We start from the raw sequence: 24,455 nt of genomic DNA on the forward strand, positions 1-24,455 counted from the left end.
CGAGAACCCGAATCGACAGGAGCAGCAGTGGGAGTCATCACCGACCACCTCGACCTCTGGGGAGAGGCACTGTGGGGAACCATCGTGCTGTTCCTGGGTGGCGGCATCATCGCGCTGGTCCTCGGGCTGATCGTCGGAGCCGCGCGTGTGTCTCCGGTTCCGATCGCCCGCGCCGTCGGCGGCGTGTACGTCAACTGGATCCGCAACACCCCGCTGACGCTCGTCATGTTCTTCTTCGCGTTCTGCCTCCCGATCCTGCTGGGGGAGCGGGTGAACCCCCTGCCTCTGGCAGTGGCCGCTCTCGGCATCTACACCGCGACGTACGTCGCCGAGGCGCTGCGAGCCGGCATCAACACCGTGCCGGTCGGTCAGGCCGAGGCGGCGCGAGCGATCGGCCTGAACTTCGGACAGGTCATGCGCTATGTCGTGCTGCCGCAGGCGACGCGCTCCGTCGTCCCGCCCATGATGAGCGTCCTCATCGCCCTCATGAAGAACACCACGGTGGCTGCGGGCTTCTCCGTCGCCAACCTGGGGACCATCCGGGCGGCATTGAGCGAACAGGGGGAGAACGCTCTGGCCGTGCTGCTCTGGGTCATGGTCGTCTTCGTGGTCCTAGTGCTGCTGCTCGCCTGGGTGCAGCGCGTTCTCGAGAACAAGTGGAGGATCGCGCGATGAGTTCCGTTCTTTTCGACGTCCCCGGCCCCCGTGCCATCGCCCGCAACCGGCTCATCGGGGCCGCCACGGTCCTCGTCGTCCTCGCCGTGCTCGGCTGGGTCGTGTGGAGGCTGTTCGCCACCGGACAGTTCTCCGCCGAGAAGTGGAACATCTTCACGTTCTCCGCCGTCTGGGTCCGCTTCGGCGAAGGGCTGCTGGCCACGCTGGCCGCCTTCGCGGTCGCCGGCGTCGGGTCCATCGCGCTCGGCTTCCTGCTCGGCATCGGCCGCCTGTCGGAGCACGCCTGGGTGCGTGAGCCCGTCCGGTGGATCATCGAGGTGCTGCGAGCGGTGCCCGTGCTCATCCTGATGATGCTGCTGTACTACGGCCTTCCCGTGATCGGCGTGAAGATGCCGCCGTATTGGGCCGTCGTGATCGCTCTGATCGTGTACAACGGCTCCGTGCTCGCCGAGGTGCTGCGTGCCGGCATCGAATCGCTGCCGCGCGGGCAGAAGGAAGCCGGCTACGCGATCGGACTCCGGAAGACCGGGGTGATGTACTTCATCCTGATCCCGCAAGCCGTGCGGGCCATGATGCCGGTGATCATCGCGCAGCTCGTCGTGGCGCTCAAGGACACCGCGCTCGGGTTCATCATCACGTACCAGGAGCTCCTCTACGTCATCAACCAGATCGGCAACCAGGCGCCTTACGGGTCCCCGCTGATCCCCGCGGCGATCGTCGGCGGATCGATGTACGTGGCCGTGTGCCTCCTGCTCTCCTACATCGCCTACCGCCTGCAGCGCCGTGCCAAGCGCTCGCCGAAGGCCGGGCCAGCGGTACCGGATCCCCGTCAGCACGGGGGCGAGACGAACACCTCGCTCATCGTCCTGCAGGGCGACGGGTCCGAGGCGTCGCGCTGATCCGCGAAAGCGACCCACGCGCCCCCGGTAGACTCGATTCTCGTGTCAGAGTCTCCTGAAATCACCCCGGAAGCGGTCGAAGCCGCTGTCGCCGACGCCCTCGCGGCGATCGCCGCAGCCACCGACACCGCCGAGCTGAAAGCGGCTCGTGCCGCACACGTCGCCGACGGATCGCCGCTCGCGGTCCTGAATGCCTCGATGCGACAGGTCGCCCCCGAGAACAAGGCCGCTTTCGGCAAGCTCGTGGGTCAGGGACGCGGGCGGGTGACGCAGGCGCTGGCGGCGAAGGAAGCCGAACTGGCGGAGGCCGAGGTCGCTGCGCGGCTCGAGGCCGAGCGGGTCGACATCACCGCCGTGCCGTCGCGCACCCGCGTCGGTGCCCGGCACCCGCTCACCCTGCTCCAGGACCAGGTCTGCGACATCTTCGTCGGCATGGGATGGGAGATCGCGGAGGGGCCGGAGCTCGAGCACGAGTGGTTCAACTTCGACGCCCTGAACTTCGATGTCGACCACCCCGCCCGTCAGGAGCAGGATACGTTCTACGTCGACCCCACCTCCCGCCATCTCGTGATGCGCACGCACACGAGCCCGGTGCAGGTGCGTTCGATGCTCGACCGCGAGGTGCCGATCTACGTGCTGTGCCCCGGCCGCGTGTACCGCACCGACGAGTTCGACGCCACGCACCTGCCGGTGTTCACCCAGTTCGAGGGACTCGTGATCGACAAGGGCATCACGATGGCGCACCTCAAGGGCACACTCGATCACTTCGCGAAGCAGCTCTTCGGGCCCGAGGCCAAGACGCGCTTCCGCACCAACTACTTCCCCTTCACCGAGCCCTCCGCCGAACTCGACCTGTGGCACCCGACCTTCAAGGGCGGCGCGCGCTGGATCGAATGGGGCGGCTGCGGCATGGTCAACCCGAACGTGCTGCGCGCCGCCGGGATCGACCCCGAGGTGTACAGCGGCTTCGCGTTCGGCATGGGCATCGAGCGGGGACTGATGTTCCGCAGCGACGTCCAGGACATGCGCGACATGGCCGAGGGCGATGTCCGATTCAGCGAGCAGTACGGGATGGTGGTGTGATGCGCGTCCCGCTTTCGTGGTTGCGTGAGTACGTCGATCTGGCAGCGGATGCCACGCCCGAGGACGTCCTCGCGGCACTGGTGACCGTCGGATTCGAAGAAGAGGATGTGCACCGCTTCGACATCACCGGTCCCGTGGTCGTCGGACAGGTCGTCTCGCTCGAGGCCGAGCCGCAGTCGAACGGCAAGACCATCAACTGGTGCCAGGTCGACGTCGGCGAGGCGAACGGCGGCATCCGTGGGATCGTCTGCGGTGCGCACAACTTCGTCGCCGGTGACAAGGTCGTCGTGACGCTGCCCGGTGCCGTGCTTCCCGGTCCGTTCCCGATCGCCGCCCGCAAGACCTACGGTCACGTGTCGGACGGCATGATCGCGTCGGCGCGCGAGCTCGGCCTGGGCGATGAGCACAACGGCATCGTGGTGCTGTCCGATCTCGGCATCGACGCGCCCGTCGGCACCGACGCGATCGCTCTGCTCGGCCTCGATGACGTCGCGGTGGAGATCAACGTCACTCCCGACCGTGGATATGCCTTCTCGCTCCGCGGCGTGGCCCGTGAGTACGCGCATGCCACCGGTGCGACCTTCCGCGACCCGGCCGAGCGCGACTTCGCCGAGCTCCAGCCCGGGTCCGGGCACACGACCGTGGTCGATGACGTCGCACCCGTGCGCGGGAACGTGGGTGCGAGCGAGTTCGTGACCCGCGTCGTCCGCGGTGTCGACCCCTCACGTCCGACGCCGCCGTGGATGGTCGCCCGGCTGAGTCTTGCGGGCATGCGCTCGCTCGGCGTGCTGATCGACATCACCAACTACGTGATGCTCGAGCTCGGCCAGCCGCTGCACGGCTACGACCTCGACAAGCTCACGGGCGGCATCACGGTGCGCCGCGCCACTCCCGGCGAGAAGATGACCACGCTCGACGGCGTCGAGCGCGCTCTGCACGCGGAAGACCTCCTCATCACCGACGAGTCCGGCCCGATCGGCCTTGCCGGCGTCATGGGCGGTGGCACGACCGAGATGAGCGACACCACGCGGAACGTGCTGATCGAGGCGGCGAACTTCGACCCCACGACCATCGCCCGCTCGGCACGTCGACACAAGCTGCCCAGTGAGGCGTCCAAGCGCTTCGAACGCGGTGTCGACCCGCTGATCCCGTTCGTGGCCGCCCGCCGCGCTGCCGACCTCATGGTCGAGCTCGCCGGCGGCACGCTCACGGAGGAGGGTGGCGCGCTGTTCACCGAGGTCTTCGTCGGCGAGATCGAGCTCCCCGCCGGATTCGTGCAGGGGCTCATCGGCGTCGACTACTCCGACGACGAGATCACCGGTGCGCTGACCACCATCGGTGCCGATGTCACGGCGTCGGATGCGGGTTCCGGCTGGAGCGTGATCCCGCCGACCTGGCGGCCCGACCTCACCGACAAGTGGACGCTCGCGGAGGAGGTCGCCCGCATCCACGGGCTCGACCGCATCCCCTCGGTGCTGCCGACGCCCCCGTCCGGTCGCGGCCTCACCGCCGACCAGCAGGGTCGTCGACGCGTAGCCGATGCCCTGGCTGCTGCCGGTCTCGTCGAGACGCCGTCGTTCCCGTTCACCACTGAGGCGCAGAACGACCTCCACGGCTCCGCATCGGGTGAACACCTCCCGAGCATCCGCCTGGCGAATCCACTCGACGGGCAGGCGCCGTATCTGCGTCGTTCGCTCATTCCCGGTCTGCTGCAGACCGCGCACCGCAACATCTCGCGCGGACTCACCGACCTGGCGATCTTCGAGACCGGCGTGGTCTTCCTGCCCGAGCCGGGCGTGGAGTACGGCACGGACGAGGTGCCGCCGCTGGGCGAGCGCCCGTCCGATGAGACGCTCGCCGCCCTGAACGCGTCGATCCCGCCGCAGCACCGGTTCATCTCCGCGCTGCTCACCGGCCTTGTCTCCCCGCGTCAGCCCGGTCGTCCCGCCGAAGCCGCAGGTCTCGTCGAGGCACTGGACGCGGTCCGCGTCATCGCGGCGGCGGCCGGCGTCGACATCGACGTGGTCCAGGCCGAGCGTGCGGCCCTGCACCCCGGACGCACCGGATCGCTCCGGGTCGCCGGGGAAGAGGTCGGCTACGTCGGTGAGCTGCATCCCGCTGTGGCGGAGGGCGCCGACCTTCCGGGGCGCGCGACCGTGTTCGAGGTCGACCTCGACCGCATCCTGTCGCTCGCCGGTGGTCGGGTCGTCGCGGCCTCGCTATCGACGTTCCCCGCTGCCACGCAGGACGTCTCGCTCACGCTGCCGGCAGACGTTCCGGCCGCGGATGTGCAGGCGGCTCTCGCCGAGGGTGCCGGTGCGCTGCTGGAATCGGTGCGTCTCGTCGACGACTATCGCGGGGAGGGCGTGCCGGACGGCTCGAAGAGCCTGACGTTCGCCCTGCGCTTCCGTGCCGACGATCGCACGCTCACGGCGGCCGAGGCCACCGAGGCCAAGCTCGCCGGTGTCGAGGTCGCCGCACAGCGCTTCGGAGCCGCACTGCGCGACTGAGCACGGGAGCGCGACGCACCGCGCCGTGGGACGTACCGTGTCGTCGGTCAGACGATTCCGGTCGGCGCCGGAGTACCGTGGCGGGATGAGAATCCTCCCCCAGGGCACTCCGGCCGCCGTCCCGGATGACGCGCGGCCGCTCGGAGAAGGACCGTTCCTCGAGTCGGGCATGCAGATCGACTGGCACTATCGGAAGCCGGGATGGCAGCCGGGGGAGCCCTCCAGGATCGCTCCGATGCGGGTGGTGCGCGACGACGAACGGGGGCTCGTCGCATGGCTCGCGCCCGGAACGCTGCAGGAGGCTCCGGGAGCTCTCGGCGGACAGCGAGTGCGTGAAGTACCGCTCTCGCGTCGCTGGCTCGAGCCGCGGACGCGCATCGTCGAGCCCTGGCGCGGGAACGGCGTGCTGTGCATCGCCCCCGCCGGGCTGCCATGGTCGGTCTGGTTGTTCTGGAGCGACACCACAGGCCCGGACTGGTCCTTCGCCGGCTGGTACGTGAACCTCGAGAACGCACATCTGCGGACCGATCACGACACCTACTCGTCCGACCACATCCTCGACGTCGAGATCGATCCGGAGGGCGGCATCCACCTCAAAGACGAGGACGAGCTCGTCGCCGCGATCCAGCAGGGGCGTCTCAGCCCCGAGCAGGCGGCGCAGATCGAGCGGCACGCGGACGCGGCCATCGCCTCGTTCGAATCCGGTGGCTGGCCGTTCGACGCCGCGTGGACACGTTGGCAGCCCGATCCCGCGTGGAGCATCCCGGTGCTCGCGGGCCTGGATCGTCTGAGCACGCCCACCGATCTGCTCTGAACGGATCTGCTGTGGGCGGAAGAGGTTCCGCAGAGATCCGCCACCTGATGACATGGAATCATGACGGATGTTCTGATCCTCGGCGGTACGGGCTGGCTCTCCGGGCGCATCGCCCGGAGGTGGGTCGACGAAGGCGCCGCGGTCACGTGTCTCGGCCGCGGTTCTCGTCCGGCCCCCGAGGGTGCCGTGCTCGTGCGCGGCGATCGTGAGGATGCCGACGTCTATGCCGATCTCTCGCGGCGGGACTGGGATCACGTCGTGGACGTCTCGTCCCACGCGGTGCGGGTCGAGAGGGCGGTCGATGCGCTCGGCGATCGGGCGGGGCGCTGGACCTACGTATCGTCCGTGTCGGTGTACTCCGATGACGAGACGGTCGGAGCAGATGAGTCGACGCCGCGACATCCGGCTGCGAGCCCGGCTGATGCGTACGACTACGGTGCGCAGAAGGCAGCAGCCGAAGATGCTGTCCTGCGCCTGGGGGAGCGCGGCTTCATCGTGCGCCCTGGGCTCATCGTGGGCGACGGCGACCCCAGCGACCGGTTCGGGTACTGGGCCGCGGCGTTCGCGCGCGCGAGCTCGGAACCCGTGCTGCTGCCGCCGCTCGAGGGAAGCAGCGCGCAGGTCATCGATGTCGACGATCTCGCGGCGTACATCGTCACGGCCACACGCAGCGGCGTGGTCAACGGCGTGGGCGATGAGCACCCCCTCGCCGATGTGCTGGGTGCGGTGCGCCTCGCGGCCGGTCACACCGGCTCCGTGTTCGTCGCGGACGAGGGATGGCTCCGTGCGCACGACGTCGAGTACTGGGCGGGGCCGCGGTCCCTGCCGCTGTGGCTGCCGACCGAAATGAGTGGCTTCATGACCCGCTCGAATCGCGCATTCCACGCGAGCGGCGGGCGGCTTCGTCCGCTCACGGACACGATCGAGCGCGTCGTCGCCGACGAACGGTCACGAGGCGTCGACCGGGAGCGCCATGCCGGCCTCACACGGGCAGAGGAGAGGGCTCTGCTGAGCGATCGCTAGACTGCGAGCAGTGACACGGGGTGCCGCGATCCGCGGCTGAGAACAGACCCGTCGAACCTGATCTAGTTCGTACTAGCGAAGGGATGTCGCGATGAGCGATCTTCTGCGTCCTGAATCCACCCACGACCTCGCCGGTTCCGCCGCGACCCTCCTGGAGGTGCTGCGCGAGGCTCCGCCGTTGACGCACTGCATCACCAATGCGGTCGTGACGGGATTCACCGCCAACGTGCTGCTGGCACTGGGCGCCGCACCCGCGATGGTCGACATCGTCGACGAGGCGGGGATGTTCGCCGGGGTCGCCTCCGGGGTGCTGATCAACCTGGGGACTCCCACGCCCGAGCAGCGGGCGGCGAGTCTGGAGGCGGTCGCCGGAGCCGCGGCGAACGGTACGCCTTGGGTTCTCGACCCGGTAGCTATCGGTGCGCTTCCGGTGCGCACCGCCCTCGCCCACCGGCTCGCGCAGCACCGACCGACCGCTATCCGCGGCAACGCCTCCGAGATCCTCGCCCTCGCCGGGCTCAGCACGGGCGGACGTGGGGTGGATGCCACCGACAGCACGGACTCCGCAGCCGATGCCGCCGCAACCCTCGCGCGGACCACGGGCGCGGTGGTCGCGGTATCGGGGCCTATCGATCTCATCACTGACGGGGAGCGGATGCTGCGCCTCGCCAACGGCCACGAGCTGCTGACCCGCGTGACCGGAGGAGGATGCGCGCTCGGCGCGGTGATGGCGGCCTTCCTCGGTGCGGCCGAGGCGACGGATCACGATGCGCTGACCGCTGTGGCTTCCGCGAGCCTCGTCTACACGATCGCCGCCGAGCGGGCAGCGGCGACATCCACGGGGCCGGGCAGCTTCGCCGTCGCCCTGCTGGATGCGCTCGCCGCGGTGGGCCCCGACGACATCAGAGCCGATGCACGCGTCGAAGGCGGTGTCCGGTGAACGCCGATCTCTCGCTCTACCTCGTCACGGACGCGGCGCTCTGCGGGGACAGGGGCGTCGTCGAGACGGTGCGCCGAGCGGTCGACGGTGGGGTGCGGATCGTCCAATTGCGCGATAAGGACGCGACCGACGCCGAGACGGTCGATCAGCTGATCGCGTTGTCGCGGGTGATCGACGGGCGGGCGCTGCTCGTCGTGAACGACCGGCTGGACGCCGTGGTCGCTGCCCGGGAACGGGGCGCTCGGGTCGACGGCGTGCATCTGGGACAGGGCGATGCCTCCGTGCTGCGTGCGCGTGAGGCGCTCGGACCCGACGCGCTGGTCGGCCTCACCGCGAACACCCGTGCGCATCTCGACGCGGTCGATGCTCTGCCCGCCGGCACCGTCGACTATCTGGGTGTCGGTGTGATCCGTCCGACCGCCACCAAACCCGATCACCCCGCTCCTCTCGGCGTCGACGGCTTCCGTGATCTCGTGGCTGCCAGCTCTCTGCCGTGCGTGGCGATCGGCGGCGTCGGCATCGATGACACGGAACCCCTCCGCGACGCCGGTGCGGCCGGCCTCGCCGTCGTCTCGGTGCTGTGCGCCGCCGACGATCCCGAGGCCACGGCAGCGGAGTTCCGCCGGCGCTGGCTCGCCGGCGCCGTGCCGAGGGTGCTCAGCATCGCCGGCAGCGATCCGTCCGGGGGCGCGGGCATCCAGGCCGACCTCAAGTCCATCGCCGCGAACGGCGGATACGGGATGGCGGTCCTCACTGCGCTGACGGCGCAGAACACGCAGGGAGTGCGTGCCGTGCACGTGCCCCCCGCGCACTTCCTCCGCGCGCAGCTGGATGCGGTGTCGGACGACATCGTGATCGACGCCGTGAAGATCGGGATGCTCGCCGACTCCGACGTCATCCGCGTGGTGGGTGCGTGGCTCGACCGCGTTCGTCCGCCGGTCGTCGTGCTCGACCCCGTGATGGTGGCGACCTCCGGCGATCGGCTGCTGGATCCGGATGCCGAGCGAGCGCTGCACGATCTCCTCGCGCGGGCGACTCTGGTGACACCGAACCTCGCCGAGCTCGCAGTGCTGTCCGGCCGCGACGTCCTCGACTGGGAGGACGCGCTCTCCGCGGCGGAGCAGCTGTCGGCCGCGGTCGGGGCGGCTGTCCTGGTCAAGGGGGGACACCTCGACGGCGATTCGGCTCCGGATGCGCTGGTCGATACGCATCGCGGGACGCGCCAGGAGTTCGCCGGCACCCGGATCCCGACCAGGAACACGCACGGCACCGGCTGTTCGCTGTCGTCCGCGCTCGCGACGCTCCTCGCGCGCGGGGAGCGGCCGGCCGATGCGGTCAGCGCCGCGCGCGCCTGGCTCCGCGAATCCCTGCGCGCGGGGGACGCGCTGAGCGTGGGGCGGGGTCACGGGCCGATCGACCATTTCGCCGGACTCCGGGAGCGTGCGGCGGCGCAGACCCGACCGGCGGCTGACGACATCGCCGCGGACTGGTGGCAGGACATCGCGGAGATCCGCGCGGGGATCGACGAACTCCCGTTCATCCGAGCGCTCGCCGACGGGACGCTGGAGCGCGGCCCCTTCCTGATCTATCTCGCGCAGGACGCGCTGTATCTGCGCGAGTACGCCCGTGTCCTCGCCGAAGCCGCCCGGCTCGCGCCGACGTCGGAGGAACAGGCCTTCTGGGCCGATTCCGCGCAAGGCTCGATCGTGGGTGAACTCGAGCTGCACGCGTCGTACCTGACCCCGGCTCAGGGAGTGAGCGCGGCGACGTTCGCCGCCGAGCCGGGGCCGGCGACCACCGCGTACCTCGACCACCTGCGCTCCGTCGCGTTCGGCGGCGACTACGGCGAGATCGTCGCGGCCGTCCTTCCCTGCTTCTGGCTCTACACCGACCTCGGCCGACGCCTGCATGCCGGAGAGTTCGGGGAGTACGCGCGGGATCCGCAGCATCCCTACGCGTCCTGGCTCACGACGTACGCGGATCCGGCATTCGAGGCGGCGACGGAGAAGGCGATCGCCTACGCTTCCGGGGCTGCGGCGCAGGCCGATGCCCCGACCCGTGCGCGCATGCGCCGGGTGTTCGCGGTATCGAGCGCACACGAGCTCGCCTTCTTCGCCGCGCCGATGGGGCTGCAGCCGCTCAGATGACGGGGTGGATTTGCGGTGGCCGCCGGGGCCGCGCTACTGTCGCGACATGCCTTCGGCCGCCACCGCTTCTCCGACGCTCGCTCCGAGCGTCATCGCTGTGCGCCGACGCCGCGGCCGCCGACTGTAGGCGACCCCGCCCTCCTGCCTGCGCACGCGCAGCGGTCGAGAGCCGGTGTCGCCGCCTCCGGCCCCGTCCCCGGTCCTCCCTTCGAGGAAGGACCCGACCGTTAAGGTAGAAGCATGACGTATTCCGTCGCCGTCTCCGGCGCATCCGGCTACGCAGGCGGCGAGATCCTCCGTCTCCTGGCCGATCATCCCGACATGGAGATCCGCACCGTCACGGCGCACTCGAACGCCGGGCAGCCTCTCGTCGACCACCAGCCGCATCTGCGTTCTCTGGCACACCTCACCCTGCAGGACACGACGCCCGAGATCCTCTCCGGCCACGACATCGTGTTCCTCGCACTCCCGCACGGGCAGTCGGGGCAGTACACCGATGCGCTCGGTGCGGCTCCGCTCGTGATCGATGCCGGAGCCGACCATCGGCTCACGTCGGCGTCCGCGTGGGAGGCGTTCTACGGCGGGGCGTTCCACGAGCCCTGGACATACGGCGTCCCCGAGCTCCTGATCGACGGGGTCAAGCAAAGAGAGCACCTCCGCGGCGCGACTCGCATCGCGGCTCCCGGCTGCAACGCCTCGACCGTGAGTCTCAGCCTCGCGCCGGGCGTCGCCGCCGGCGTGATCGACCCCGCGGACATCGTCTCGGTGCTGGCGGTCGGTCCGTCCGGTGCCGGGAAGAGCCTCAAGACGAACCTTCTCGGCAGCGAGATCCTCGGCACCGCGAACCCGTATGCGGTCGGGGGATCCCACCGGCACATACCGGAGATCCGTCAGGCGCTCGCCGCGGCATCGGGTATCGACGCCGACGGCATCCGTATCTCCTTCACTCCGGTGCTGGTGCCCATGTCGCGCGGAATCCTCGCCACGTCGACCGCACGGATCGCCGACGGCGTGACCGATGCGCAGATCCGCGACGCCTGGCAGAGCGCCTACGGCGACGAGACCTTCGTGCAGCTGCTGCCGGAGGGACGCTTCCCGCGCACGGCCGACGTGCTCGGCGCCAACACCGCGCTGATCGGGCTCGCGATCGATCGCGCCGCGAACCGGGTGACCGTGGTCACCGCGGTCGACAACCTCGTCAAGGGCACCGCCGGCGCTGCCATCCAATCCATGAACATCGCGCTGGGGCTTCCCGAGGCCCGCGCCCTCTCAGTGAACGGAGTCGCGCCGTGAGCGTCACCGCCCCCGCAGGTTTCGAGGCGGCCGGTGTGGCCGCAGGACTCAAGTCCACCGGCAAGCCCGATGTCGCCGTCGTCGTCAACCGCGGACCGCGCAAGGTCGGCGCCGCCGTCTTCACGAGCAACCGCGCCAAGGCCAACCCGATCATCTGGTCGCAGCAGGCCGTCGCCGACCGGGTGGTCGAGGCCGTCGTGCTCAACTCCGGCGGGGCGAACTGCTTCACCGGCGCTTTCGGATTCCAGACGACGCATCAGACGGCTGAGAAGGCGGCCGAGCTCCTCGGTGTCAGCGCCGGCGACGTGCTGATCTGCTCCACCGGTCTCATCGGCACAGGAGACGAGACGTTCCGTGCGCGTGTGCTCGCCGGCACGGAGCAGGCGATCGCCGAGCTCAGCGCTGATGGCGGAGAGAGCGCGGCGCACGCCATCATGACCACCGACACCGTCGCGAAGACCGCCGTGGTCAGCCGCGACGGCTGGACGATCGGTGGGATGGCGAAGGGAGCAGGAATGCTCGCGCCGGGCCTCGCCACGATGCTGGTCGTGATCACGACCGACGCCGTCCTCGAGCCGCTCCAGGCCGATGACGTGCTGCGCCGTGCGACCGGGCGGACCTTCGACCGGCTCGACTCCGACGGCTGCATGTCGACGAACGATCAGGTCACCCTCCTCGCCAACGGCGCCTCCGAGGTCGTGCCCGATCTCGACGACTTCGCCGCCGCGCTGATCGAGCTGTGCCAAGAGCTCGCGGTCAAGCTGCAGGGCGATGCCGAGGGCGCGAGTCACGACATCACGATCGAGGTGCAGCACGCGGTCTCCGAGCAGGACGCCGTCGAGGTCGGCCGGTCGGTCGCCCGCAACAACCTCTTCAAGGCCGCCATCTTCGGCAACGACCCGAACTGGGGCCGTGTGCTCGCCGCGATCGGCACCACGAACGCGCAGTTCGATCCCTACGACGTCGACGTCTGGATGAACGGCGTCCGCGTCTGCACGGCGGGCGGCCCCGACCGTCCCCGTGAAGAGGTCGACCTCATGCCGCGCGCCACGCACCTCGTGATCGACCTCAAGGTCGGCGAGTCGACGGCGACCGTGCTCACGAACGACCTCACCCACGACTACGTGCACGAGAACAGCGCCTACGCCTCATGACCGACATCCAGGACACCCCGGCCGAAGTCGCCGCACAGAAGGCCACGACCCTCATCGAGTCGCTGCCGTGGCTGAAGAAGTTCCGCGACCAGATCGTCGTCATCAAGTACGGCGGGAACGCGATGGTGTCGGAGGAGCTGCAGGACGCCTTCGCGCAGGACATCGCCTACCTCCGTTACGTCGGCGTGCTGCCGGTCGTCGTGCACGGCGGCGGCCCGCAGATCTCGAACATGCTGCAGCGGCTCGAGATCCCCAGCGAGTTCAAGGGCGGCTACCGGGTCACCAACACCGAGGCGATCAGCGTCGTGCGCATGGTGCTCACCGGTCAGGTCAATCCGCAGCTGGTGTCCAAGATCAACTCGCACGGGCCGATCGCGACCGGCCTCAGCGGGGAGGACGCCGGACTCTTCGGCGGGCGCCGTCGCGGTGTCGTGATCGACGGCGAAGAGGTCGACCTCGGTCGCGTCGGCGATGTCGTCGAAGTCGATCCGACTCCCGTGCTCGACCATCTCGCCGCCGGGCGCATCCCGGTGGTGTCGAGCATCGCGCCTGATCTCGATCATCCCGGCCAGTCGCTCAACGTCAACGCCGATGCCGCCGCCGCGGCTCTCGCCGTGTCCTTGCATGCGCGCAAACTCGTGATCCTCACGGATGTGCCGGGGCTCTACGCCGACTGGCCGAACCGCGACTCCCTCGTCTCGCACCTGACCTCGGAGGCCCTCATCGAGATGCTGCCGAAGCTCGAGTCGGGGATGATCCCCAAGATGCGCGCCTGCCTCGACGCGGTCGAAGGCGGCGTGGACGCGGCCGCGATCATCGACGGACGGGTGCCGCATTCGGTGCTCGTCGAACTGTTCACCAGCAAGGGAATCGGGACCGAAGTGGTCCTGGGAAAGTCGGAGGTGACGGGATGACCGTCTGGCAGGACGACGCGGCACGCGATCTCGTGCTCAATGCGGGGGAGCGGCTCGCGCTGCTGGTCCGCGGTGAGGGCTCGTACCTGTGGGATGCCGACGGTCGACGCCACCTCGACTTCCTCGCCGGCATCGCGGTGACCTCCCTCGGGCACGCGCACCCGGCCTTCGTCGAGGCCGTCTCGACGCAGGCGGCCACACTCGCGCACGTGTCGAACTACTTCGCCACCCCGCCCCAGCTCGCACTCGCCGCACGCATCAAGCGTCTCGCGGGTGCCGGTATCGACGGGCGGGTGTTCTTCTCGAACTCGGGCGCCGAGGCCAACGAGGCCGCTTTCAAGCTCGCCCGGCTGCACGGGGGCACCGAGCGGCCGCGCATCCTCGCGCTCGAGAACGGCTTCCACGGACGCACCATGGGCTCGCTCGCTCTCACCGCGAAGGCATCGATGCGCGCGCCGTTCGAGCCGATGCCCGCGGGCGTCGAGCACATCCCCGCCACGATCGAGGCATTGGAAGCGGCGATGGACGACCGCGTCGCCGCGATCATCGTCGAGCCGATCCAGGGCGAGGCCGGAGTGGTCGAGCTGCCGGAGGGGTACCTCGCCGCCGCCCGCTCGCTGACCCTCGCGCACGGCGCGCTCCTGATCGTCGACGAGATCCAGACCGGAGCCGGCCGCACCGGTGAGTGGTTCGGGTTCAGCCACGAGGGCATCATTCCCGATGCGATCACGCTCGCGAAGGGGATCGGCGGCGGTTTCCCGATCGGCGCGCTGGTCACTTACGGCAGCGCGAGCGCACTGTTCACCCCGGGGTCGCACGGCTCGACGTTCGGGGGCAATCCCCTGGCGACTGCTGTCGCCGACGCCGTGCTCACCGAGATCGAGAGCGCCGGCCTGGTGGAGAACGCGGCCCGTCGCGGCGCGGAGCTTCGCGAGATCCTCCTCGGGATCGACTCCCCGCTGGTCGAGGGCGTGCGCGGACGTGGTCTGCTCGTGGGCGTCGCGCTCACCGCTCCGGTGGCCGGTGCCGTCGTCGCGGCCGCACAGGAGCGCGGGCTCATCGTCAACGCCGCCAACCCCGAGACGGTGCGCATCGCGCCCGCTCTCACCATCGGCGACGCCGAACTCGCCGAGTTCCGTGAGCTGTTCACGGCCGCTCTCGCCGACGTCCAGGCCTCTGTAGCCGGAAAGGTATCCGCATGACCCGCCACCTGCTGCGTGACGATGACCTGACCCCCGCCGAGCAGGCGGAGATCCTCGACCTCGCCATCGAGCTGAAGAAGGACCGCTGGGCCGACAAGAGCCTGGCCGGTCCTCAGACGGTCGCGGTCATCTTCGACAAGTCCTCCACGCGCACCCGTGTCTCGTTCGCGGTGGGCATCGCCGACCTCGGCGGCTCGCCGCTGATCATCTCGACCGCGAGCAGCCAGCTCGGCGGCAAAGAGACGCCGTCCGACACCGCGCGCGTCCTCGAGCGCCAGGTCGCGGCCATCGTGTGGCGCACCTATGCGCAGTCCGGGCTCGAAGAGATGGCCGAAGGCACGAGGGTGCCCGTCATCAACGCGCTCTCCGACGACTTCCACCCGTGCCAGCTGCTCGCCGATCTGCTGACGATCCGCGAGCACAAGGGAGATCTGAAGGGGCTCACGCTCACGTTCCTCGGCGACGGACAGAGCAACATGGCGCACTCGTACGCGCTCGCCGGTGTGACGGCGGGCATGCACGTGCGCATCGCGTCGCCGGAGGACTATGCGCCCCGCGCGGATGTCATCGAGGCCGCCGATCGCCGCGCTGCCGAGACCGGTGGCTCGATCACGCTCTACACCGACCCGGTCGAGGCTGCCGCCGGTGCCGACGTCGTGGTGACCGATACATGGGTCTCGATGGGCAAGGAGGAGGAGAAGCTCGCACGCATCCGCGATCTCGGCGGCTACAAGGTCACCCCCGAGACGATGACGCTCGCCGACCCCGAGGCGATCTTCATCCACTGCCTCCCTGCCGATCGCGGCTATGAGGTCGACTCCAGCGTGATCGACGGGCCGCAGAGCGTGGTCTGGGATGAGGCGGAGAACCGTCTGCACGCGCAGAAGGCCCTCCTGGTCTGGCTCCTCGGCAAGAAGGACGCGTGATGAGCGAACCGACACACGAAGGCACCAACGAGGGCGCGCTCTGGGGCGCCCGCTTCGCCACGGGCCCGTCGCCGGAACTGGTCGAGCTGAGCCGTTCCACGCACTTCGACTGGATCCTCGCGCCGTACGACATCGCCGGCTCGCATGCACATGCCACGGCGCTCGAAGCTGCCGGATACCTCGAACCCGACGAGGCACGACGGATGCACGAGGGGCTGGATGCCGTGGCGCGCAAGGTCGCCGACGGCACGCTGCGACCGGTGCCGACCGACGAGGACGTGCACGGTGCGCTCGAGCAGGCGTTGATCGCCGAGCTCGGGCCGGAGCTGGGCGGGCGCCTGCGCGCCGGTCGCAGCCGCAACGACCAGATCGCCACCCTCGTGCGCATGTACCTGATCGATCATGCGCGGGTGATCGCCCGTGACATCCTGCGGGTGATCGACGCGCTGGTGGCCCAGGCCGAAGCGCATCCCGCCGCGATCCTGCCCGGACGCACGCACCTGCAGCATGCGCAGCCGGTGCTGCTCGCCCATCACCTGCAGGCCCACGGTTGGCCGCTGGTGCGCGAACTCGAACGCCTCGTGGACTGGCGGCGTCGTGCCGGCGTCTCACCGTACGGCGGGGGAGCGCTGGCCGGTTCCACGCTCGGTCTCGATCCGACGCTCGTGGCGACGGAGCTGGGTCTGGACCGCCCGGCCGAGAACTCCCTCGACGGCACCGCGGCCCGCGACGTCGTGGCGGAGTTCGCGTTCATCACGGCGATGACCGGTGTCGACATCTCGCGCCTCTCCGAGGAGATCATCCTCTGGAACACCCGCGAGTTCGGTTTCGTCACGCTCGACGATGGCTACTCCACGGGTTCGAGCATCATGCCGCAGAAGAAGAATCCCGACATCGCCGAGCTCGCTCGCGGCAAGTCGGGTCGACTCATCGGCAACCTCTCCGGTCTGCTGGCCACGCTCAAGGGCCTTCCGCTCGCGTACAACCGCGATCTGCAGGAGGACAAGGAGCCCGTGTTCGACTCGGTTCAGACCCTCGAGGTGGTGCTCCCCGCCTTCGCGGGCATGATCGCGACGCTGCGTTTCGACACCGAACGGATGGCAGCTCTGGCTCCGCAGGGCTTCTCTCTCGCGACGGATGTCGCGGAATGGCTGGTGAAGCGCCGGGTGCCCTTCCGTGATGCCCATGAGATCTCGGGTGCGCTCGTGCGTGCGTGCGAGGAGCAGGGGATCGGGCTGGAGGATGCCTCCGACGAGCTGCTGCTGTCGGTGTCGCCGCATCTCGTGCCCGAGGTGCGCGAAGTCCTGACGATCGAGGGTTCGGTCGCATCGCGCACCGGCGCCGGGGGGACCGCCCCTGTGCGGGTCGCGGAGCAGCGTGCCGAGCTGGTCTCGCGCGCGCAGGCCGCCGCCCACGCCCTCGGCCTCTAGCCGAAGGCGTCGGCGGCCGGTCCGCGGCGGTTCAGTGCAGCTCGGCGTCGGCCGCCGACCGCTCCCAGCGGGTGAAGCGGACGGTGAGTCCGGCCCGGGTGGGCGCCGCGAGGAAGGGGCCGGCTGCAGCTGCGGACTGCCCGTCGAACGGCGCGACCCGCACCAGTCGCCATGGTCCGTCGTCGGCGCGGGCACGCACGATCACGGAGTCCGCCCAGCGGCTGACACGCACCGTGATCTCGCTCTCGAACCATTCGTCGACGTGGCCGACCGACCAGTCGGAGCCTCCCGCGGTGACCACGGCGCCGAGCCCGAGGTGATCATCGGCGTATTCCAGGCCGGTCTTGACCCAGTGCTCGTCGTCGATGCGCACGAATACGCCCGCCTGGTCGAACTGCCCGTCCCACGGGGCCCGGAAAGCGACCTCCATGGCCTCGCCCACCGCGAGCGGGGCGAGGAGAGCGTGCTCGTTATCGTGCACGAAACCGTAGGCGGTGTGCCGCCAGGCATCGCTGCCTTCCACGGCGGTGATGTCGAGCGGAGCCGAACCGTCGGGGAGGGTGGACGGGGAGGCGGGGGCGTTGGTCCAGGTTCCCTGAGACCAGGGGATCATGTGCGATTCAGGCATGTTCTCAAGATATAGCCGATAAGCGCATAAGTCGAGCATTATTCGTGTTATGGTTATGCCATGGTCATCGCGGTACTCGCCGACATCGTGGGGTCTCGCCGACTCGACGATCGCACCGCCGCGCAACGCGTCCTCGACGACACCATAGCCGCGGTGGAGGTCGACCTCCCGCTGGCGACGCAGCCGCTCACGCCCACCGTAGGAGACGAGCAGCAGGGTGTCTACCGCGATCTGAGCGACGCGATGGTGTCGCTGCTGATGATCCAGCTGCGATTGCCCGACGGCATCGCCTTCCGCTTCGGCATCGGTGTGGGGGAGGTGCGTCCTGTCGAGTCGGTCCATCGCGAGCTCGCCGACGGACCGGGGTGGTATGCGGCCCGCGCGGCGATCGAGACCGTGCACGCCCGTGAGGGTCGCGCCGTGCCGCGCACGAGATCCTGGATTGTCGGAGCCCCGGGGCAGGATGAGGTCATGGAGAGCACGATCGCCGCATCGAACGCCTATCTCCTCGTCCGCGACGAGGTGGTCGGCGCGATGAGCGAGCGGGAACGACGGCTCACCTACGGTCGTCTGCTCGGTCGATCGCAGCAGGAGCTCGCGACCGACGAGGGGATCACACAGCCCAGCGTCTCGAAGTCGCTGCGCACAGCGGGTACGGCCGCACTCATCGAGGGCGTCGCCGCGCTCCGAGGCGAGCGCGCATGATCGTCGCCGGATTCATCCTGCTGGCGGTCGGCGCCGCCGACCTGGTGCGTCAGTTCGCACCGCGCCGTTGGATCGGGTATCTCTCCGTCGCCGTCATCCTGCTCCTGCTCGGCAGCGTCAGCGACGCGCTCCTTCCCATGGTGCTCGCGATCGTCGTCGGTGCCCTCTGGGTGTGGTGCATGCCCACCGGGCGCCCCGCCCCGCTGGGGTTCTGGCCCGCCGTGCTGCTCGCGGTCGTGAGCGTCGGCGCCGTCGTCGGGCTCGGTGCCCGTGCTGACGCCGGTCTGATCGGCGCGATCTGGCACCTCCGATCGCCGTTCGGTGAGGTGCCCTTCGACCTCGCGCTGCTGGCGCTGGGAGCCGGGGTCTTCCTCCTCGAGTCTTCGAATCTCGTGGTGCGTGCGGCGCTCGACGGGGAGCACACCTGGCTCCCGGCGGACCCGGCAGACCCGGCAGCGAGCGCGTCGAGGGAGACTGTCGCGGCCGCCGAGACCCCGGTGGCCTCCGAGACGGTCGATGGTGTCTCCGACGACGCCACGGAGGATGCTGTCGCGATGTCGGCGACGCTCCCGGTGGCAGCGCCCCGAGATCCGCGCAGCGGATTCAAGGGCGGACGACTGATCGGACCGCTGGAGCGCATCCTCGTCCTGATCCTCACTCTCGCTGCGGCCTATCCGATCCTGGCCGCGATGCTCGCGGCGAAGGGCATCGTCCGATTCCCGGAGATCTCGCGCGACGGCGAGACCGGGGCCCGCGCGGAGTACTTCCTCGTCGGCAGCCTGGTGAGCTGGGTGATCGCCCTCGGCGCCGCGTTCCTCGTGTGGTGGGCCGCGCACAGCTGACGGCAGGCAGTTCAGCCTCTCGACCGGTACCAGTCCAGCTTCTCCGCCAGACGCCGCTGCTGCGCGAGAACGTCGGCGAGTTGCTTCTCGACCGTCGCGGCGTGCTCCTCGAGGAGCGCTATCCGCTCGGGGACGGTGTCCTCGCGTTGGCAGAGCCGGCCGTAGCGACGCAGGCGTTCCACGGGCATGCCCGTCTCGCGAAGGCACTTGAGGAACTCCAGAAGTCCGAGCTCGGTGTCGGTGTACGCCCGATGTCCGCCCGCAGTGCGGGACACGGCGGGCAGGATGCCCTCGCGCTCGTAGTACCGGAGCGTGTCGATGCTGAATCCGGAGCGTGCCGCAGCCTCCGCCGGGGTGTACGTGGTCATGACCCGAGCATAGGACTTGACCTGGAGCGCACTCCAGGTTGCACAGTGAGGTCATGACCAACCGGAACGCCTCTGCATCCCCGCTCGTCCTCGGAGCGATGTCCTTCGGCACGCTCGTCGACGAGGAGACCTCATTCGCGCTGCTCGACCGCTTCGTCGAGCGCGGCGGCATCTGGATCGACACCGCCGACTGCTACAGCTTCTGGGTGAGCGACACGGGGCAGGGGGGAGCCTCCGAGGAGGTTCTCGGACGCTGGCTCGCGGCGCGGCCGCAGGCGCGAGCACAGGTCCGCATCTCGACGAAGGTCGGTGCCGAACCCCTGTGGCCCGGGTCCTGGCCCCAACATCGGACAGGGCTCTCCCCGCGAGCCATCCGCGCTGCTGTCGACGGGAGCCTCGCGCGTCTGGGCGTCGACAGGATCGACCTGCTGTGGCTGCACCAGGAGGATCGGGCCGTCGCGATCGAGGAGACCGTGGACGCTCTCGCGGCGCTCACCGCAGATGGCACCGTGAGCCGCGTCGGTGCCTCGAACCACCCGGCCTGGCGCATCGAGCGCGCCCGTGCGCACGCCAGGTCCATCGGCAGCGTTCCCATCGACGCGTTCCAGTTGAACAGCACGTACCTGCGCACGCGACCGGGAACGCTTCCCCCCGGGGTCGCCCATCCTTTCGGTGTGTTGAGCGATGAGCAGCGCGACTTCGCCCTGGCGAACGGGCTCGAGATCTGGGCGTACACGCCCCTGCTCTCGGGTGCCTATGACAATCCCGCGAAGCCCGTGCCCCCGGTGTACGACCATCCCGGAACCGCAGGTCGGCTCGCGGTGCTGGGTGAGGTCGCGGCGGCGCGAGGGCTCGGACGGGGGCAGATCGTGCTGGCCTGGCGGCTGGCCCGCGGCATCCGCCCGATCCTCGGCGGCAGCAGGGTCGATCAGCTCGACGTCGCGATGGATGCCGCGTCGATCACTCTGTCTGCGGACGAGATCACTCTTCTCGACGGGCCGGTGTGAGTCGTTTCGCCGGTGCGCTGCGCTGATAGCCTGGAGCGCGTGTCAACTCCCGCTCTGACGACCGCACCCCAGGCGATCGACCCCACGTTCGAGAACGTGTGGGACGAACTCGTGTGGCGTGGTCTGGTCCATGTGTCCACCGACCAGGAGGCGCTGCGCGCCCTGCTCGCGGGAGACCCCATCACGTATTACTGCGGGTTCGATCCGACGGCTCCCAGCCTGCACCTGGGCAACCTCGTGCAGCTGTTGACGCTGCGCCGCATCCAGCTCGCCGGCCACAAGCCCCTCGGCCTCGTCGGCGGCTCGACCGGACTCATCGGAGATCCGCGCCCCACGGCCGAGCGCACGCTGAACACTCGGGAGACGGTCGAGGACTGGGTCGGTCGCCTGCGCACGCAGGTCGAGCGCTACCTCAGCTTCGAGGGCGACAACGCCGCCCGCATCGTGAACAACCTCGACTGGACGGCCCCGCTGAGCGCGATCGACTTCCTGCGCGAGATCGGCAAGTACTTCCGTGTCGGCACGATGCTCAAGAAGGATGCGGTCGCCGCGCGCCTGAACTCCGACGAGGGCATCAGCTACACCGAGTTCAGCTACCAGATCCTGCAGGGCATGGACTTCCTCGAGCTGTACCGGCAGTACGACTGCGTGCTGCAGACCGGCGGCTCGGATCAGTGGGGCAATCTCACCAGTGGTACCGACCTCATCCGTCGTGCCGAGGGAGCGTCGGTGCATGCCATCGGCACGCCGCTCATCACGAACAGCGACGGCACCAAGTTCGGCAAGAGCGAGGGCAATGCCATCTGGCTCGATGCCGACATGTGCAGCCCGTACCGGATGTACCAGTTCTGGCTGAGCACGACCGACGCCGACGTGATCGATCGCCTGAAGGTGTTCACCTTCCTCGGCAGAGCCGAGATCGAGGAGTATGCCGAACTCGTGGCGACCGAGCCGTTCCGTCGGGCTGCGCAGAAGCGGCTCGCCCTCGAGGTCGTCGCGACGGTGCATGGTGTCGAGGCGACTGCGGCCGTGATCGCCGCGTCCGAGGCACTGTTCGGGCAGGGTGATCTGACCGCGCTCGATGCCGGCACGCTGCGCACCGCTCTGGAGGAGCTTCCGAACGCGACGGTCGCTCTCGGTGCACCGGTGGTCGAGGTCTTGGTGTCGACCGGTCTGGTGGCGAGCCTGTCCGAGGCCAGGCGTGCGATCACGCAGGGTGGCGTCACTCTCGACGGCGAACGGGTCGAAGACGAGACAGCCGCGGTCCAGGGCACCCTTCCCGGAGGAGTCTCCGTGCTCCGCCGCGGCAAGAAGACCCTCGCCGGCGTCTTCCTCGACTGAGTCCCCGGCTGTCGGCAGCAGAGGTCTTCGGGTAGCAGGGTCGGATGCCGTTCACCGCCAGTCACGCTTTGGTCGCGCTGCCGTTCGTTCGCACGCCGCTGGTGCCGGCGGCGATCGCGATCGGCGCGATGGCGCCTGACCTGCCACTGTTCGTGCGGGGTGTCGGACTGAACTACTCGTTCACGCATACGTTCGGCAACGTCGTGTGGACCGCGCTGCTCGCGTTCGCACTGTTCCTGATCTGGCGGGTCGTCTTGCGTCCGGCGGTTCCCGAACTCGGTCCGCTGTGGGTGGCGCGGCGGCTGCCCGAGGACTGGACCGATCGCGGGGCCACGGCAGCAGGAGCGGCGGTCGGCATCGGTCAGAAGCGCGCGTATCCGTTCCTGCTCGCCGCGTCGCTCGTGATCGGGGTGCTCTCGCACATCGTGTGGGACCTCTTCACGCACGAGGGACGATGGGGCGTCGGTCTGATTCCCGGGCTCGATGAGATGTGGGGTCCGGTCCCCGGATTCAAGTGGCTTCAGCACGGGTCGAGCCTGGTCGGCCTCGCCATCATCGGTGTCTGGGCGCTCCTGTGGCTGCGTCGGCAGGCTCCGCGTCGCACAGTCACGCAGTCGGTACCCACCTGGCTGCGTGTGTCATGGTGGGTGTCGCTTCCCGTGATCCTGCTCGCCGCCTGGGTCGGTGGACTCGTCGTCTTCGGTCCGCTCGACGCGGAGTTCACCGTCCAGCACCTCGCGTACCGGGTTCTTCCTCCGGCATGTGCGCTGTGGGGCGCGATCACGTTCGTTCTCTGCGTCGCGCTGTCGGTGCGCGGCCGTCACCAGACGGGCTGATCCGATCCCCAGGGATGCGGGGCCCGGAACTCGAAACCCGGCAGGGCGGGTCGCGCCGTCACGAGGGCGCTCCCGTCGACATCGAATCGCGCGAGGTGCGGCCGAACGTCGAAATCGACCTCGGCTGCGGGGTCTCCTCGGCGCGGCATCCCGAGCAGCTCCGCGGCGACGCGACGCAGTGACGTGCGCACGATCCGTGACCCTCCCTCCCGTGACCGCCGCCTGAGCAGCGTGGTCACCGCGGCGGCGAGAAGATACCCGGCGCTGTGATCGAGGGCCTGCGCCGGGAGTGCTCCTGGACGCCCGCCTTCCGCGGACTCGATGCGCGAGATGCCGGATTCGGCCTGCACGAGGCTGTCGAAGCCGGCGAGGTCCGGACTCTCCGTGCCCCAGGCGCTGAGTTGCGCGACGATGAGCCCAGGGTGTCGGCGCGCGAGCAGCTCCGGATGCAGCCCGAGTCTGTCGAGAGCGGCCGGTCGGTAGCCGAGCACCACGGCATCGGCTTCGGCCAGCAACTCCTGGAGTCGGGCACCGCGTGCGTCGAGTATGACGGATCGTTTGCCGTGGCCGGTATCGAGATGCTGCCACGCCGGTTCCGGCAGGTGCGGGGGATCGATGCGCAAGACGTCGGCGCCGAGAAGAGCGAGGGTCCGCGTGCAGACCGGCCCCGCGATGACGCGCGTCAGATCGAGCACGCGCATGCCGCTCAGGGGGAGGGAACCCGGTGACGTTGCCGCGAGCTCCGATCGACGGGGGTGCGAGACGGATTCCTCATCCACCCGGCTGACCTCGAGGAGTGGTCGTTCGCGCAGTGCCCGATCGACGGCGGGCCTCTCGACGGCGACAGGAACAGCCAGACCGCCGGCGGATGTGATGTCGGAGACGGCACTCGCTGTCCTCCGCTCCGCGAGTGCAACACGAACGGCAGCCGGATCGGCGTCTTCTCGCAGGTGGAGGCCCGCACGCAGCGCGGCAGCGTGATGCGGGTAGTTCCCGTGCGTACGGACCCATCCGTCGGTGGTCTCCCAGAACCCGGAGTACGGGGACCAGACCGGGGGAGCGTCGCCATCGATCGTGAGCACGCGGTCGCTCCGGTAGGCGATGGCGACGCGGGCCGGATCCAGCGAGACGGGGGAACAGCCAGCCGCGAGCACCGCCGCGCTGACGCTCGCCCACGCCAGCGCGCCGGTGGCCAGTCGGGAGGGAAGCGGGACAGTCGGGGGAGGCGGGAGCACCGTCGAGCCACGGTCGATCCCGAGTTCACGCCGCACGCGATCGAGCAGCGCGGCGCCCGCGTCACCATGCCCCGAGGCTTCATCGTGCGGGGGAGCGACGGGGCGGAAATCCGCAGACGCAGGCATGGCGTGATCGTACTCCTGAGGCCCAGAGAGGGCGGAAACCATTCCTGATCCGGCAGAAACATGGGAGAGGGCGCCAGCGACACGCCCGGGCGGTGGGGCCCGATTTGCCAGAACCCCGAGATCCACGTAACTTATTACTTGTTCGCCCCACAGGGACGCGGAGGAGCCAAGAGCTTCACCCCCCTCAAGCGGAGAACCACTCCCGATCCACTCTCACTTGAGAGATCAGGCGCTTGCGTCTAGGATAGGGACTCCACCTCTTCTGCGGCTGTCATCAGCTGCGCTGCGGATCTTCGATCCGCGCGGCGCGCCGATTTGACAAGCAAGAGAGAGTGGGTAAGATAGAGAAGTTGCCCT

Annotated in this window: 22 protein-coding genes and 1 riboswitch; of the genes, 19 read left to right on the forward strand and 3 right to left on the reverse strand. The window is 69.4% G+C overall.

Annotated elements, in window-relative coordinates; translation table 11 throughout:
• The first annotated feature begins 27 nt into the window (after nt 1–27).
• From GLO27_RS02750 to argH, 14 genes are all read left to right on the forward strand, one after another.
• Nucleotides 28–675: an amino acid ABC transporter permease gene (locus GLO27_RS02750; protein ID WP_021199764.1), complete on the forward strand. Its 648-nt coding sequence runs from the start codon at nt 28–30 to the stop codon at nt 673–675.
• Nucleotides 672–1,574, forward strand: a complete 903-nt coding sequence (locus GLO27_RS02755; RefSeq protein ID WP_021199763.1) for an amino acid ABC transporter permease — start codon at nt 672–674, stop codon at nt 1,572–1,574. The genes GLO27_RS02750 and GLO27_RS02755 overlap by 4 nt, the downstream gene beginning before the upstream one ends.
• A gap of 42 nt (nt 1,575–1,616) precedes the next feature.
• Nucleotides 1,617–2,657 (forward strand): phenylalanine--tRNA ligase subunit alpha, encoded by a 1,041-nt coding sequence (gene pheS, locus GLO27_RS02760; RefSeq protein ID WP_021199762.1) that lies wholly within the window; start codon nt 1,617–1,619, stop codon nt 2,655–2,657.
• Nucleotides 2,657–5,167, forward strand: coding sequence for a phenylalanine--tRNA ligase subunit beta (gene pheT, locus GLO27_RS02765; RefSeq protein WP_167253466.1), 2,511 nt, complete (start codon nt 2,657–2,659; stop codon nt 5,165–5,167). The genes pheS and pheT overlap by 1 nt, the downstream gene beginning before the upstream one ends.
• An 85-nt stretch (nt 5,168–5,252) precedes the next feature.
• On the forward strand, nt 5,253–5,981 hold the full coding sequence (locus GLO27_RS02770) for a DUF402 domain-containing protein (RefSeq protein ID WP_021199760.1): 729 nt from the start codon (nt 5,253–5,255) through the stop codon (nt 5,979–5,981).
• A 60-nt stretch (nt 5,982–6,041) separates the two neighbouring features.
• A complete protein-coding gene (locus GLO27_RS02775) occupies nt 6,042–7,004 on the forward strand; it encodes an NAD-dependent epimerase/dehydratase family protein (protein WP_167253468.1) in 963 nt (320 codons plus the stop codon).
• A gap of 6 nt (nt 7,005–7,010) precedes the next feature.
• Nucleotides 7,011–7,105, forward strand: a riboswitch (TPP riboswitch).
• Nucleotides 7,096–7,944 carry a hydroxyethylthiazole kinase gene (gene thiM, locus GLO27_RS02780; RefSeq protein WP_167253470.1) on the forward strand — a complete coding sequence of 283 codons (849 nt, stop codon included), beginning with the start codon at nt 7,096–7,098 and terminating at the stop codon, nt 7,942–7,944. Its footprint overlaps the riboswitch before it by 10 nt.
• Nucleotides 7,941–10,091, forward strand: coding sequence for a bifunctional hydroxymethylpyrimidine kinase/phosphomethylpyrimidine kinase (locus tag GLO27_RS02785; RefSeq protein ID WP_167253472.1), 2,151 nt, complete (start codon nt 7,941–7,943; stop codon nt 10,089–10,091). Before thiM ends, GLO27_RS02785 begins: the two co-directional genes overlap by 4 nt.
• A 240-nt stretch (nt 10,092–10,331) precedes the next feature.
• Complete coding sequence (argC, locus tag GLO27_RS02790; RefSeq protein ID WP_021199756.1) at nt 10,332–11,384, forward strand: N-acetyl-gamma-glutamyl-phosphate reductase; 1,053 nt, start codon at nt 10,332–10,334, stop codon at nt 11,382–11,384.
• Nucleotides 11,381–12,538 (forward strand): bifunctional glutamate N-acetyltransferase/amino-acid acetyltransferase ArgJ, encoded by a 1,158-nt coding sequence (gene argJ / locus GLO27_RS02795; protein WP_167253474.1) that lies wholly within the window; start codon nt 11,381–11,383, stop codon nt 12,536–12,538. Before argC ends, argJ begins: the two co-directional genes overlap by 4 nt.
• Nucleotides 12,535–13,452 carry an acetylglutamate kinase gene (argB, locus tag GLO27_RS02800; protein ID WP_021199754.1) on the forward strand — a complete coding sequence of 306 codons (918 nt, stop codon included), beginning with the start codon at nt 12,535–12,537 and terminating at the stop codon, nt 13,450–13,452. Before argJ ends, argB begins: the two co-directional genes overlap by 4 nt.
• Nucleotides 13,449–14,654, forward strand: coding sequence for an acetylornithine transaminase (locus GLO27_RS02805; RefSeq protein WP_167253476.1), 1,206 nt, complete (start codon nt 13,449–13,451; stop codon nt 14,652–14,654). The genes argB and GLO27_RS02805 overlap by 4 nt, the downstream gene beginning before the upstream one ends.
• Nucleotides 14,651–15,580: an ornithine carbamoyltransferase gene (argF, locus tag GLO27_RS02810; protein WP_021199752.1), complete on the forward strand. Its 930-nt coding sequence runs from the start codon at nt 14,651–14,653 to the stop codon at nt 15,578–15,580. The genes GLO27_RS02805 and argF overlap by 4 nt, the downstream gene beginning before the upstream one ends.
• Nucleotides 15,580–17,010 (forward strand): argininosuccinate lyase, encoded by a 1,431-nt coding sequence (argH, locus tag GLO27_RS02815; protein WP_136025182.1) that lies wholly within the window; start codon nt 15,580–15,582, stop codon nt 17,008–17,010. Before argF ends, argH begins: the two co-directional genes overlap by 1 nt.
• Before the next feature lie 31 nt (nt 17,011–17,041).
• On the opposite strand, the gene GLO27_RS02820 is transcribed toward argH, so the two are convergent.
• Complete coding sequence (locus tag GLO27_RS02820; protein WP_029260622.1) at nt 17,042–17,638, reverse strand: DUF1349 domain-containing protein; 597 nt, start codon at nt 17,636–17,638, stop codon at nt 17,042–17,044.
• Nucleotides 17,639–17,698: 60 nt separating this feature from the next.
• Between GLO27_RS02820 and GLO27_RS02825 the strand changes: the two genes are divergently transcribed.
• The gene (locus GLO27_RS02825; protein WP_167253478.1) at nt 17,699–18,343 is read left to right on the forward strand and encodes a SatD family protein; all 645 of its coding nucleotides are present in this window, start codon (nt 17,699–17,701) and stop codon (nt 18,341–18,343) included.
• Nucleotides 18,340–19,185: a hypothetical protein gene (locus tag GLO27_RS02830; RefSeq protein WP_167253480.1), complete on the forward strand. Its 846-nt coding sequence runs from the start codon at nt 18,340–18,342 to the stop codon at nt 19,183–19,185. The genes GLO27_RS02825 and GLO27_RS02830 overlap by 4 nt, the downstream gene beginning before the upstream one ends.
• Before the next feature lie 11 nt (nt 19,186–19,196).
• On the opposite strand, the gene GLO27_RS02835 is transcribed toward GLO27_RS02830, so the two are convergent.
• Nucleotides 19,197–19,553, reverse strand: a complete 357-nt coding sequence (locus GLO27_RS02835) for a MerR family transcriptional regulator (RefSeq protein ID WP_021199747.1) — start codon at nt 19,551–19,553, stop codon at nt 19,197–19,199.
• 53 nt (nt 19,554–19,606) lie between these two features.
• Here GLO27_RS02835 and GLO27_RS02840 point away from each other — a divergent pair, with 53 nt between their 5' ends.
• The 3 genes from GLO27_RS02840 to GLO27_RS02850 are packed head-to-tail and all read left to right on the forward strand — an operon-like array spanning nt 19,607 to nt 22,737.
• Entirely contained in the window at nt 19,607–20,560 is a 954-nt protein-coding gene (locus GLO27_RS02840) for an aldo/keto reductase (protein WP_167253482.1), read from the forward strand.
• A 39-nt stretch (nt 20,561–20,599) separates the two neighbouring features.
• On the forward strand, nt 20,600–21,901 hold the full coding sequence (gene tyrS, locus GLO27_RS02845; protein WP_021199745.1) for a tyrosine--tRNA ligase: 1,302 nt from the start codon (nt 20,600–20,602) through the stop codon (nt 21,899–21,901).
• Nucleotides 21,902–21,945: 44 nt separating this feature from the next.
• Nucleotides 21,946–22,737, forward strand: coding sequence for a DUF4184 family protein (locus tag GLO27_RS02850; RefSeq protein ID WP_167253484.1), 792 nt, complete (start codon nt 21,946–21,948; stop codon nt 22,735–22,737).
• Here the strand turns inward: GLO27_RS02850 and GLO27_RS02855 are convergent.
• Nucleotides 22,722–24,098: a CoA transferase gene (locus tag GLO27_RS02855; RefSeq protein ID WP_167253486.1), complete on the reverse strand. Its 1,377-nt coding sequence runs from the start codon at nt 24,096–24,098 to the stop codon at nt 22,722–22,724. The two genes, GLO27_RS02850 and GLO27_RS02855, sit on opposite strands and share 16 nt — an antisense overlap.
• Nucleotides 24,099–24,455: the final 357 nt, after the last annotated feature.

The sequence above is a fragment of the Microbacterium sp. Be9 genome, assembly GCF_011754135.1.
Classification (GTDB): Bacteria; Actinomycetota; Actinomycetes; order Actinomycetales; family Microbacteriaceae; genus Microbacterium; species Microbacterium maritypicum_A.

Bases quoted from the DNA above. Each gene is read 5' to 3' on its own strand.
- argC (WP_021199756.1), top strand. From the start codon at position 10,332: ATGACGTATTCCGTCGCCGTCTCCGGCGCATCCGGCTACGCAGGCGGC.
- GLO27_RS02770 (WP_021199760.1), top strand. From the start codon at position 5,253: ATGAGAATCCTCCCCCAGGGCACTCCGGCCGCCGTCCCGGATGACGCG.
- GLO27_RS02850 (WP_167253484.1), top strand. From the start codon at position 21,946: ATGCCGTTCACCGCCAGTCACGCTTTGGTCGCGCTGCCGTTCGTTCGC.
- pheT (WP_167253466.1), top strand. From the start codon at position 2,657: ATGCGCGTCCCGCTTTCGTGGTTGCGTGAGTACGTCGATCTGGCAGCG.
- GLO27_RS02855 (WP_167253486.1), bottom strand. From the start codon at position 24,098: ATGCCTGCGTCTGCGGATTTCCGCCCCGTCGCTCCCCCGCACGATGAA.
- GLO27_RS02825 (WP_167253478.1), top strand. From the start codon at position 17,699: ATGGTCATCGCGGTACTCGCCGACATCGTGGGGTCTCGCCGACTCGAC.
- GLO27_RS02835 (WP_021199747.1), bottom strand. From the start codon at position 19,553: ATGACCACGTACACCCCGGCGGAGGCTGCGGCACGCTCCGGATTCAGC.
- GLO27_RS02805 (WP_167253476.1), top strand. From the start codon at position 13,449: ATGACCGTCTGGCAGGACGACGCGGCACGCGATCTCGTGCTCAATGCG.
- GLO27_RS02840 (WP_167253482.1), top strand. From the start codon at position 19,607: ATGACCAACCGGAACGCCTCTGCATCCCCGCTCGTCCTCGGAGCGATG.
- argB (WP_021199754.1), top strand. From the start codon at position 12,535: ATGACCGACATCCAGGACACCCCGGCCGAAGTCGCCGCACAGAAGGCC.
- GLO27_RS02755 (WP_021199763.1), top strand. From the start codon at position 672: ATGAGTTCCGTTCTTTTCGACGTCCCCGGCCCCCGTGCCATCGCCCGC.
- GLO27_RS02830 (WP_167253480.1), top strand. From the start codon at position 18,340: ATGATCGTCGCCGGATTCATCCTGCTGGCGGTCGGCGCCGCCGACCTG.
- GLO27_RS02820 (WP_029260622.1), bottom strand. From the start codon at position 17,638: ATGCCTGAATCGCACATGATCCCCTGGTCTCAGGGAACCTGGACCAAC.
- GLO27_RS02775 (WP_167253468.1), top strand. From the start codon at position 6,042: ATGACGGATGTTCTGATCCTCGGCGGTACGGGCTGGCTCTCCGGGCGC.
- argH (WP_136025182.1), top strand. From the start codon at position 15,580: ATGAGCGAACCGACACACGAAGGCACCAACGAGGGCGCGCTCTGGGGC.
- argF (WP_021199752.1), top strand. From the start codon at position 14,651: ATGACCCGCCACCTGCTGCGTGACGATGACCTGACCCCCGCCGAGCAG.
- thiM (WP_167253470.1), top strand. From the start codon at position 7,096: ATGAGCGATCTTCTGCGTCCTGAATCCACCCACGACCTCGCCGGTTCC.